This is a genomic window from Blautia sp. ZXY-1-B12, from assembly GCF_056339915.1.
Genome location: NZ_JBWJVP010000218.1, coordinates 1 through 10,175 on the forward strand (window position 1 = coordinate 1; position 10,175 = coordinate 10,175).

Consider the following 10,175-nt stretch of genomic DNA (forward strand, 5'->3'; position numbering starts at 1 on the left):
AAACTTGCTGGACGGGAACAGCTTGCAGCGCAAGGTGTTTCCGGGCGGCAAGTCCACAAAAGGGTAGCTGGCGACAGCCAGCGCAGGGGAAGCGTAGCGTCCCCTGTATGATTTGGAGCAGACCATGACTGCGGAAAATCACAGCCCTCCGGCGAGGAGCCTTCGGAGAACGCAATGCACCAACCTCTGGGTGGTGTATAATTGCGCCCTTAGTAAACTAAGGGGTTTCCGGCTTCTCCCGTTCCAGCAGTTTTTTCAATAGTTCCTGCGTGTCCTGCCTGTGAAAAATGAGTTTCAACAACAGCATGACATCATCATCTGTCAGGCGTTCCGGCTCTTGCAGAAAACTTTCCAGCATACCGCCACGGGTACAGAGCCGGTGCGTCCGTTCCTTTCGGGTAAGCTGCTTCAACTGGTGCTGCAATGCCTTTTCATCATTGATGGCTTTCCGCAGTTTCTTTTCGCTTTTCTCCAGCTCCCGGTTGAGTTTTTCCAGCTTTGAGGTATCAGGCAAGGGCAGCGTCCTCCTTTCCCGGTATCAGCACATAAATCCGGTTTGGTTCTCCCACGCCCTGACGCACCCGCATGATAAGTCCGGCGGTTTCCAGTTCATTCAGAGAACGCTTGACCGTCATGGAGCTGCGGGACAGGACTGCGGCAATGGCTGTGACAGGGAAGCAGACAAAGAGGATTCCGTTCTCGTCCTCCTGCCCTTTGGAGAGCATAGCGTCCAGCATCCGGCAGTACATGACCTTTGCGGTGCTGCTGACTGGAAATCCTGTCAACGCTCTGGGAAATGGCATACAGGGCGGCAATGGTGTGTCTATCGTCATAAATTCAAAATTCATTCTGTGTGTTCCTCCTTTTTCTTTGCTCGTTTGGATAAATAACAGGGGCAGTCAATCACAACCGCCCGGAAGCTCTGCTTGCACCCATGCTGGCATTTCCGGCATAATTCGTTGTAAGTGACACGCCCCCGGTCATTGAGGTAAAAGGAAAGCTCATACTTCCTCTTTTTGCTCATTCTCGGCATATTGCGCTTCCTCCCGTTTTAGTGTATGGTTTCGGGGCGATTTTCGGTAAAATTACAGCCATAGAGCCGCTTAAAATCTCCCGAAGTATCAGCGATAGGGTAGACTGTCCCCCTATCAGATTGTCGTGTTTCGGTATCATTTCGGTGTCAGTTCGCCAGTTCTCCCCGGTGTCGTTCCTCCCCTGAATCTCACAGCGGCGTATCGCTCCCTTTGGTACGCTCGTTTTGGTCAGGGTTCCTCCATATCCCTGCCAAAATTCATGGCGCTACATCGCCGGGGAAGCATATCCCACACAGGCTGGTCATTCGATTGGAATAATCCATCGATGAACTACCTGTATCATAGAACATTTTTGTGCCCTGTGCCGTATGTCCACAAAGTAGGAATTAAGGGTAAAAATCAGAAATTTCCACGATTACGGAAAGTGTGATATAATCCAGATAAGCGGCAGCAATGAAACCGCTGGAAAGGAGCGTGTGCCCATGAAAGGAGCAACAAGCATACAGGAACGCCTTTGGGAACTCCGCAAGGACAAAGGCTTAAATCTGGAAGAACTATCAAAGCTGACGGGCATTTCTAAATCAGCCCTTGGCAGTTATGAAAAAGAGGATTATAAGGAAATCAATCATGGCAACCTTATCACGCTGGCAGACTTCTATGGGGTTTCCGTCGATTATCTGCTGTGCCGGACAGAGAACAGGGAGCAGATCAACACGCCACTGACGGAGCTGCATTTGAACGATGAAATGGTTGCACTTCTGAAAAGCGGTCGGATCAACAACCGTCTGCTCTGCGAACTTGCCACCCATAAGGACTTTATCAAGTTTCTTGCGGACATTGAGATTTATGTGGATGGGATTGCCACCATGCAGATTCAAAACCTCAACACCCTTGTCGATACTGTCCGGCATGAAATCATTGAACGGTATCGCCCCGGCGAAGATGACCCGCATTTGAAAGTGCTGCAAGCCGCCCATATCAGTGATGATGAATATTTCAGCCACATGGTTCTGGATGACCTCAACCTGATTATCCGGGATATTCGGGAAACCCACAAAAAGGACAGCGAGAGTGCGCCCCAGACCACCGTTGCCGATGAACTGAAAGAAAATCTGGAAGCGGTCGAAAATTTCAAGGGCAGCCGTGATGGAAAAACTGGCTAGTCCTTTACTGCAAGCAGCTCGGTATCAACTATAAAAATCTGTCAGATGAAGAATTTCGCTGGCTTATTCGGATTCTCCAAAAATCAAAGAAAACGGGAACGCCTATCAACCAGAGGAAAAAACGGTAAAGGAAAACCGCTGTTGCATGGTTTGTTGGATTCCATGTAGCAGCGGTTTGTGCTGTGGTTATTACTTCATTCGTTTTCTTAATATTCGGCGATAATTTGTTTCTCCCTTTGGTGCGTCCTGTATAATTTCCAACACACCATCTTCAAGCATTTTATCAATGCGATTGGAAATCCATACATCACTAATTCCAAGTTGATATTTTCCTAAAACATTACCTATGACAATAGCCATTTTGAATTGCTCTGGCTGTTCCGCAATTTCACGAAGAATGAAACTATCATATATATCTTCTGAAACGCTTTGCAATTTACCATTTAACATTGCACGCAAAGGTGCATTTTCATTTTGAAGTTGATTCCATTTCATAGCACAAGCTGAAAGAAATACAGGATTAGCTTTCTCTTGTAGAGTTATATAGTTTCCCCATTCGCCAGGAGAGACCTCGCCCCATGCTATTTTGGATGTCATAGTATTTTCTTTTCCATATTCCCATGTAGGTAACTTAACCAAATAAATTGTTGTCTGGCAGTTTAAGGGTTGAAGTTGTTTCATAAGCCAATACATACCACAAAGCTCATCTGGATTATAGCTATACCAAATGCGAATTTCTTCCCCAGCTACATATCGTTCAATCACTGAGGTCAATGTAGTTTTAATTTTCTGTATTTTTTCTTCAACCTGATAATCTAAATCCTCTACAAAGCAGACAGACAGCATTTTCTTGAAAACATTTTTCCGCTGTTCGCCAATTCCATTATCAGAAATATCTCCCACACTAAGAGCCATATCAAAACAATAAACATCACAGCTCTTGCCTCCCAATGGAATAGCATTCTCCCAAGCAATGCGTTCTTGTTCCTGTGCTTGAAGCTGTGCTTTTTTCATTTCATCTGAAGATGGAACACTCCCGTCTTCATGCCTCATAAATATTGAAACAGCACTTCCTCTATACTTTCCCTTGCCGTAAGTTTGGGCAATTTTCAAACTTCCACAGGCACTTTCACCAAATACAATTTCAATCATCTTATATACCTCCGATTTAATTGCTCCCGTTATGAATAAATCATCTCATGCAAAACAATTTCTTCTGCCCGGTTATGAATGTTATTGCAACGCTGCACCCATTCCATTTGGTGGGTACGCTTCAATTCCTCGGTTACGCCCTCGGCAGTTTTCATCTGCTCCATGATGGTGTCTAACCGTTCCTGTGCCTGTTCGTTCAGGTCTGCAAGATATGTCCACAATTCCCCGGTCAGTATCAATGTATTCAATCTGGCTGGGTGGACTTCCCTTAAATATTCCCGGTGCATCCGTCCGTACTTTCCGATAGGGCGGTGTTCCTCCGGCAGTTTCAAGTCCGGGATGTAATAATCTCCGACAAGGATATAATCAATTCTGTTTTCCGTTATTCTTGGTTTCAATTCGCTCATGTTCCTTACCTCCTGTGGAAGCAGGCTCGTCTGGTACTAACTCAATCACATCGGTAATCTCACAATTCAGCGTTTCGCAGATACGGGCTAATGTATCCATGCTGATGTGCTTTCCCTCTTTGCTCATGTTGGCAATCATATTTGTTGTCATACCAGCGGCAAGCCTTAAATCCTCTTTTCTCATATCACGCTCTAACAGTGTGTGCCAGAGTGGCTTATAGCTGATGTGCATATTGTTTTCCTGCCTTTCTATCTATACCACCGGGGCGGCTGCCCCGGCAGGAACTTTTCTCTTATTATAGCACCAATCTTGTGAAATCACAATTTATTCTTGTAGCCTGCCGCTGATACCGTCTGGATTGTGCTTTTCCTTTCGTTTTTTGTTCCAACTAATTAGCCATGAACTGCTTCATGCCCTGAGATTTTACTGATGTGCGATAGAGAAGTAATAGAAGTGTAAAAAATTTTGCCGTTCCTATCCGGCACTTGCGCATTGTGTCGGACAGGTCGGGCGGTTATTCGGGCAAGTCCACCTTGCCAACAAAAGAATAATAAATCTCAATGTCCTGCCTACGGGTCTTGTTCTCGTCATAGCTGCACTCATGCACAACGATTTTCTCTACAAACTCCCGCAACAGAGTAGGGGTAAGTTCTTCAAAGCTGGTATGCCGCCGAACAACATTCATAAACTTTTCTGCGTTCACGGTGGCTTCCTGTGCTTTGGAAAGCTCCGCTTGGATAGCAGCGGCTCTTTCTTTCAGCTCCCGTTGTTCTGCTTCATAGTCTGCCGACAGCTCTGTGAAACGCTCGTCTGATATGCGCCCGGTCACGCTGTCCTCATACAGCCGCTTGAAGATAGCGGATAACTCGGCTATGCGTTTCTCGGAGGCTTCCAGTTCCTTTTTCTTGGCGGCGTTCCTGCGTTTGCCCCCGTCCTCGTTCTGCTCAATCAAGAGTTTCATAAACCGGGCTTCATGCTTTGCCGCATAGCTGGTCACTTTCCGCAGATTGGAGAGTACACCAGCGGTCAAGAGGTCGGTGCGGATAAAGTGCGCCGTACAGTCATGGGTGCGTTTCTTGTAGTTGCCGCAGATATAACAGTCCTGCTTGCGCTTGTCCGTCTGGTATCGCTGCTGATACATCACGCTGCCGCAGTCCGCACAGAACAGTATGCCGGAGAACAAACCCACTTCATCATAGCGGTTTGGGCGTTTGCGCTGTTTGCGAAGCTCCTGCACCCGTTCCCATGTTTGGGTGTCTATGATAGGCTCGTGGTGGTTCTCGAAAATCACTTGCTTTTCCGGGGGATTTTCTACACTGTGCTTGACTTTGTAAGAAAGTTTTTCTGTCTTGAAATTTACCAGACAGCCTGTGTATTCCCGGTTTTCAAGGATATGCACTACGGTATTGGTCGCCCACTTGCACTCATAGCCGGGGTGGTAGCGGCGGGTGCTGCCCGTCCTGCGGTATTCAAGCGTTCCCGGCGTGGGGATTTGCTGCTCTGTGAGCATACGGGCTATCTTGGTCGGACCATTCCCGGCAAGACAGAGGTTGTATATCTGCTTGACTACGGGTGCAGCTTCCTCGTCAATAATGAAATTTTCATCCTCGTCCATGAGGTAGCCATACACAGGCTTGCTTGTGATGGGCTTGCCATTCATGCCTTTTGAGCGTTTTACTGCTTTGATTTTCTTGCTCGTATCTCTCACCAGCCATTCGTTAAAGATATTCCGCAGCGGGGCAAAGTCATTGTCGCCCTGTGCGCTGTCCACTCCATCATTGATAGCGATGAAGCGGACACCTTTCTGTGGGAAAATCATTTCCGTGTACATTCCCACTTGCAGGTAGTTTCGCCCTAACCTCGACATATCCTTTACGATAACTGTCCCGACTTTTCCGGCTTCAATGTCCGCAAGCATGGCTTGAAAACCGGGTCTTTGAAAGTTCGCACCAGAATAACCGTCGTCCGTGTACCAGCGCAGATTGGAAAAGCCGTTCTGCTTTGCATAGGTTTCAAGGATACGCTTCTGATTGGAAATGGAATTGCTTTCGCCTTGCAGCTCGTCCTCATGGGATAGTCTTGGGTAAAGGGCGGTAATTGGTTGTTGGTTGGTCTGTCTTAACATAAAATCCTCCGTTTCCGACAGCCAGCCCCACTATTCCGTACCTTGATTGTACCACATGGGGCGGCTGTCTGTATAGCGGCAAAAGCGTCAAATCTGCTTCTTTATGGTCGGTCAAATCGCCGTTTTTTGTGTAGCAGCTTCCGCTTCCAGCACTTTCATCATCTTGTCGGCTGCGGTGTCGGTTGCGCCCTGCTTGAAGAAGCCGGAAACGGTAAGGACGGAGTTGCCCATGCGGATTTCCGTCACACAGTCCGGGCGGCGGTCTGTTTTGGTGGTGCTTGTCTGTTTCGTTTCTGTCATAGGCTCTCCTTTCGCTACTTCATCAGTTGCTTTAAGCGTTCCAGCTTTTCCTGTGCGGTTTCCTTTCGGAAGTTGCTGCCCGTGAAGCGGACGGGGGCGCACATGGAAGTCAGCCTGTCATAGATACGGGCGTGGGGCGTGTCCTGCGGGTGCTGCAATTCCTCCAGCGTGAGGTTGGTCGTGGCGATCAGCGGCTTGCCGCTTCGGTAACGGCTGTCAATCACGCTGTAAACCTGTTCCAGCCCGTATTCTGTCCCTCGCTCCATACCAAAATCATCAAGTATCAGCAGGGGGTAGCTGCAAAGGCGGGAAATATATTCGTTCCTGCCCTCAAAGCTGGCGGCAAGGTCACCCAGTATCGTTGCAAAGTTTGTCATGCACACCGGGACTTCCTGCTCCATAAGGGCGTTGGCGATACAGGCGGCAAGGTAGCTTTTTCCCGTCCCCACGCCTCCCCAAAACAGGTAGCCGATATTTTCAGCCTGCATGGTTTCCCAGCTCTCCACATAAAAGCGGGCGGTTTCGGTCTGTGGGTTTCTGCCGTTGTCATGCTCAAATGTCCAGTTCCGCATAGCAGGGTCGGTAAAGCCCCGGCGTTTCAAGTCCTCCACTTTTTCAAGGTGCTTCTGTCGGCTTTCGGCGGCTTGCTGCTTTTCACGGGCTGCTCGCTGGCAGTCGCAGTCTGTTGGGTGGCGGTCACGCCCGAAACAGGTCTTTCCCTCTGCAAAGTAGGCTTCTTTGGGCGTATGGCACTTGCCGCAGTATAAAAGCCCGTCCTCGCCTGTGTAGTCCTCCGCTTCGGCGGTAGTGGCTGTAATGTCCGTAATCATAGCTTCAATCTCGTTTTTCATAAGCTCTCGCCCTCCTTGCATGAATAATCGGGTATGCCCTGTTTCGGGGCAGCCTTGCCTTTGGCAGCGTCTTCCTGCGCCCACTTGTAAATGGTGGCTGCATGGCTGTGGTACTGCTTCCCAGTGGAAGCGATATGGCAGGAAAGCCGGTCAATATAATACTCCCACTTGTCGGGCAGCTCTGTTTTCAGCCCGGAAAGCTCTGTATCGGTCAGTATCACATTGTTGTATCTGCCATAAGCGGCGGGGGCGGGGTGTCCCGTTTCTCCCTCTCTCTCTTTTTCTATCTCTATCTCTTTCTCTAACTCTATCTCTTTCTCTGGTGGACGAATGTCGGACAAATGTCCGCCTTTTGTCCGGGGCGGTAAAAGTGCCTTGTTTTCCAGCCTTGCAGCCCGTTTTCGCTCGGCTTCGGTAGAGGACTGTCCTATCATCAGTTCAATGTCGGTCATATAAAAAGTCCCGCTGTCAAGCTGCTCCACAAGCCCCAACTGCCGGAAAATCTCTAAAGCCCTCTCAACCGTCCCTATCTGGTGGCGGGTCAGTGTCGCTATCATCTGTGCTGTGTAGGGGATATGCTCGTCAAGCTGCAACTTCCCGCCGTTTTTCAGCGATTTTAAGTACAGCTTCAAGAGGATATTGGAATATAAAATCCCGTCTTTCATATCTTCCAGCAGCACAATGGAGTCGCTGTCAAAAAAGTTCTCTTTCAGCTTGAGGTAGTAATACTTGCGGTTATCTGCCATTGTCCCTGTCCTCCTTTTTCCGGCGTTTGGAGTAGTAGCGGGGGCAGAGTATGATAATCGCCCGGAAGCTCTGCTTGCAGCTATGGGTACAGCCCCGGCAGAGGTCGTTGTATGTGATACGGTCGCAGGTGGAATTCCCGACTTTCACTTGCCGCAGGAAAAAAGACCATTCCAGCCGCCGTTTCTTGCTCATTCTTGGCATGGGTGCGCTCCTTTCTGCCGTTTCCGCTGGTGTGGCGGTATCGGCGGTAATTCTGTATCATCTCGGTATCATTTTCGGGGTTTTTCTGCCCTATAAGCCCGTTAAAAAATCCTTTGGTATTTGCGATAGGGTACGGGGCAGCCCCCTTGTTCTGTATGGGTTCGGGTACATTTTGGGGTGGTTTTTATCGCTCCTGTTCCTGCCTTTTCACAGGCTTGCGCTCCCGGCGTAAAATCTGGTCGATATTGCCCTTGACCGTCTGTAAGCGGCGGTATTCCTCCCGTTTTGCCCGGTAATCGTTGTAGCCGCTGTTTTTCTCTTTGATAAGGCTTTCAATCTCTGCTTGCAGGGCTTTATAGCTTGGCAGCTTGGAAATGCCGTTTTCTTTGAAATAGCGGGCGGCTGCGTCTGCTATGATAAAGTCGCTTTCGTGCTTCTGTCGGTAGGCTGCTTTTGCTTTGGCGTTTTTCTGCTGTTTCAGCCCGTCCCGGACAGGGTGGGTCTTGGAATAGGCAAGCACCTGCCGTTGCAGTTCCTTTTTTCCGTTCAGCGTCTTTTCCACCTGCTTCAGCTCTGTAAGGCTTTCCTGCATGGCGGCATAGGCGGCAGAACAGGCTTCGTCCAGTTCCTCCGGGGAAGAAAAGCCGTACTGCTGATAGGCGGTAACGGTAGCCGCCATCTGCTTTAGGTTGTGCTTTGCCGCCCAACGGTCATAGCCCACGCCTTTGCCCTCGGCTCGTTTGGCTTCCCGGTCAACCATGCGCTGCAAGGTGTTGTCTGCCGGGGTGGTTTTTGCGGTTTTTTCCCCTTGTGACGGCTTTTTAACTGCGGCAGGGTATTCGGGTATGGCTTTGGTCTGTTCGGCGGCTCTGTGGGCGTTCTGCGTAAGCAGGGCAAGGACAGCAGCCTTGTCAAAATCGTCCCCCAGCTTCCGGGCTGTGATAGGCTTCGTCCTGTCCGGCGTGAGGTAGGAAAGCCGCCCCCGGCTCTCCTTGACGGTCACACCCTCCCGCAGCAAAAGGGAAGAAAACTCGTCAAAGCTGGCAGCTTGGGAAAGTGCCTGCCGTATCGTCCGGCGCAGCTTCGCCTTGTCCGTTTCAAACTTGGTGGGCTTGGTCGGCTGTCCGGCGGCTTCTCTGGCGGCGTTCTCTTTATCAAGGGCAAGCTGCCCTTTCTTTGCCGCCCAGTATTCCCGTTCGGTTATCCGTTCCTTGCTGCCGTTCAAGAGGTCGATTTGGTAAAGCCCCTCCCGGTGGCACATCTCCATGACTTCACTCTTGAAATATTCCATAGCGGCATTGGTACAGCGGTGCTTGCAGCCCTCCCTTGTGTCGGCTGGTCTGTCCATGTAGGGCAGAAGCGGGACTTCGTAAATCCGCAGGGAGTTGATGACGATATGCACATGGATATTCCCGCTGTGGTTATGCCCGTCCGGGTGGGTGCAGATTAGGGCTTGGTGTCCGGGGAAATGCTGCCTTGCAGAACTGTTCGCCCAGTTCCTGCGCCCGGTCTGTGGTCAAGCCGTTGTCTGTCCCGTCCCGTGGGTCAAAGCTGATGATATAGTGGTGGCTTTTCACATCTTCCCGTTTTTGGTTTTTCTCATAGCGGAGATTGGCTCGCATACAGGCAACAGCGAAATCCTCGCCCCCGCAGTTGAGGGAAGAAATGCGGTAATCCTCCCTCGGTATCAGCCGCCCGTTTTCATCAAGGGTGGGCTTTCATGGTAAACTCGTCATGCTCAAATGTGAGATAGGCTTCCGCTGCGCCATAGTCGGCGTTTTTAGAGCTGATATGTTTGAATGTTGCCAACAGCGTCACCCACTTTCTGCAAGACTTCAAACTTTAGGGCAGCAAGGTCGGAAACCGCCGCCCGTACCTCCCCGGCAAGCTGCGGATAGGGGCTGTGCCACTCGTTCAGCGTCCGGGCTATCTGGTTTAAGTTGCCGCCGATCCTGCCGTATTCGGCGGTCAGCTTCCCAACAGCGGCAAGCAGCTCGTCATTGACGGGGGAAACGGTTATGATGGGGCGTATGGCTGCCCCGGTTATGGCTTGCCGGATAAACTCGGCTTGGCTCATGTTGTAGGCAGAAAGCCTTTCTGCAAACTCGGCGTATTCTTCCTCGGTCATGCGTGTTTTGACTACCCGGCTGCGGTGCGGCGTGTTGTATCGTTTTCGCATGGTAAAACCTCCTTT

The 10,175-nt window shown here is 50.1% G+C and carries 12 protein-coding genes and 3 pseudogenes; 1 reads left to right on the forward strand and 14 read right to left on the reverse strand.

Annotated elements, in window-relative coordinates:
• Positions 1-217: 217 nt before the first annotated feature.
• The 3 genes from AC075L_RS14325 to AC075L_RS14335 are packed head-to-tail and all read right to left on the reverse strand — an operon-like array spanning position 218 to position 1,033.
• Positions 218-514 (reverse strand): DUF3847 domain-containing protein, encoded by a 297-nt coding sequence (locus AC075L_RS14325; RefSeq protein WP_002594808.1) that lies wholly within the window; start codon positions 512-514, stop codon positions 218-220.
• The gene (locus tag AC075L_RS14330) at positions 507-848 is read right to left on the reverse strand and encodes a DeoR family transcriptional regulator (protein ID WP_097786107.1); all 342 of its coding nucleotides are present in this window, start codon (positions 846-848) and stop codon (positions 507-509) included. The genes AC075L_RS14325 and AC075L_RS14330 overlap by 8 nt, the downstream gene beginning before the upstream one ends.
• On the reverse strand, positions 845-1,033 hold the full coding sequence (locus AC075L_RS14335) for a hypothetical protein (protein ID WP_005927683.1): 189 nt from the start codon (positions 1,031-1,033) through the stop codon (positions 845-847). The genes AC075L_RS14330 and AC075L_RS14335 overlap by 4 nt, the downstream gene beginning before the upstream one ends.
• Positions 1,034-1,516: 483 nt before the next feature.
• Here AC075L_RS14335 and AC075L_RS14340 point away from each other — a divergent pair.
• Positions 1,517-2,325 (forward strand): annotated as a pseudogene (locus tag AC075L_RS14340) (helix-turn-helix domain-containing protein).
• 61 nt (positions 2,326-2,386) lie between these two features.
• Here AC075L_RS14340 and AC075L_RS14345 read toward each other — a convergent pair.
• The 11 genes and pseudogenes from AC075L_RS14345 to AC075L_RS14395 form a co-directional block, all read right to left on the reverse strand.
• Positions 2,387-3,349, reverse strand: coding sequence for a DUF3658 domain-containing protein (locus tag AC075L_RS14345; protein WP_005927687.1), 963 nt, complete (start codon positions 3,347-3,349; stop codon positions 2,387-2,389).
• Between the two features lie 29 nt (positions 3,350-3,378).
• Positions 3,379-3,756, reverse strand: a complete 378-nt coding sequence (locus AC075L_RS14350; RefSeq protein WP_118049619.1) for a TnpV protein — start codon at positions 3,754-3,756, stop codon at positions 3,379-3,381.
• Complete coding sequence (locus AC075L_RS14355; RefSeq protein WP_118049620.1) at positions 3,716-3,988, reverse strand: helix-turn-helix domain-containing protein; 273 nt, start codon at positions 3,986-3,988, stop codon at positions 3,716-3,718. Before AC075L_RS14355 ends, AC075L_RS14350 begins: the two co-directional genes overlap by 41 nt.
• Positions 3,989-4,151: 163 nt before the next feature.
• Positions 4,152-4,250: pseudogene (locus AC075L_RS14360) on the reverse strand (Maff2 family mobile element protein); the annotation flags it as partial.
• 21 nt (positions 4,251-4,271) lie between these two features.
• A complete protein-coding gene (locus tag AC075L_RS14365; protein WP_002569232.1) occupies positions 4,272-5,882 on the reverse strand; it encodes a recombinase family protein in 1,611 nt (536 codons plus the stop codon).
• 111 nt (positions 5,883-5,993) lie between these two features.
• Positions 5,994-6,182 (reverse strand): transposon-encoded TnpW family protein, encoded by a 189-nt coding sequence (locus AC075L_RS14370; protein ID WP_002569233.1) that lies wholly within the window; start codon positions 6,180-6,182, stop codon positions 5,994-5,996.
• Positions 6,183-6,196: 14 nt separating this feature from the next.
• Entirely contained in the window at positions 6,197-7,033 is an 837-nt protein-coding gene (locus AC075L_RS14375; protein ID WP_476387834.1) for an ATP-binding protein, read from the reverse strand.
• Positions 7,030-7,779 (reverse strand): phage replisome organizer N-terminal domain-containing protein, encoded by a 750-nt coding sequence (locus tag AC075L_RS14380; RefSeq protein WP_119209911.1) that lies wholly within the window; start codon positions 7,777-7,779, stop codon positions 7,030-7,032. The genes AC075L_RS14375 and AC075L_RS14380 overlap by 4 nt, the downstream gene beginning before the upstream one ends.
• Positions 7,769-7,981: a hypothetical protein gene (locus AC075L_RS14385; protein ID WP_117515828.1), complete on the reverse strand. Its 213-nt coding sequence runs from the start codon at positions 7,979-7,981 to the stop codon at positions 7,769-7,771. The genes AC075L_RS14380 and AC075L_RS14385 overlap by 11 nt, the downstream gene beginning before the upstream one ends.
• Before the next feature lie 184 nt (positions 7,982-8,165).
• Positions 8,166-9,790, reverse strand: a pseudogene (locus AC075L_RS14390) (relaxase/mobilization nuclease domain-containing protein).
• Positions 9,762-10,160: a plasmid mobilization protein gene (locus AC075L_RS14395; protein WP_002569238.1), complete on the reverse strand. Its 399-nt coding sequence runs from the start codon at positions 10,158-10,160 to the stop codon at positions 9,762-9,764. Before AC075L_RS14395 ends, AC075L_RS14390 begins: the two are co-directional and overlap by 29 nt.
• Positions 10,161-10,175 lie beyond the last annotated feature (15 nt).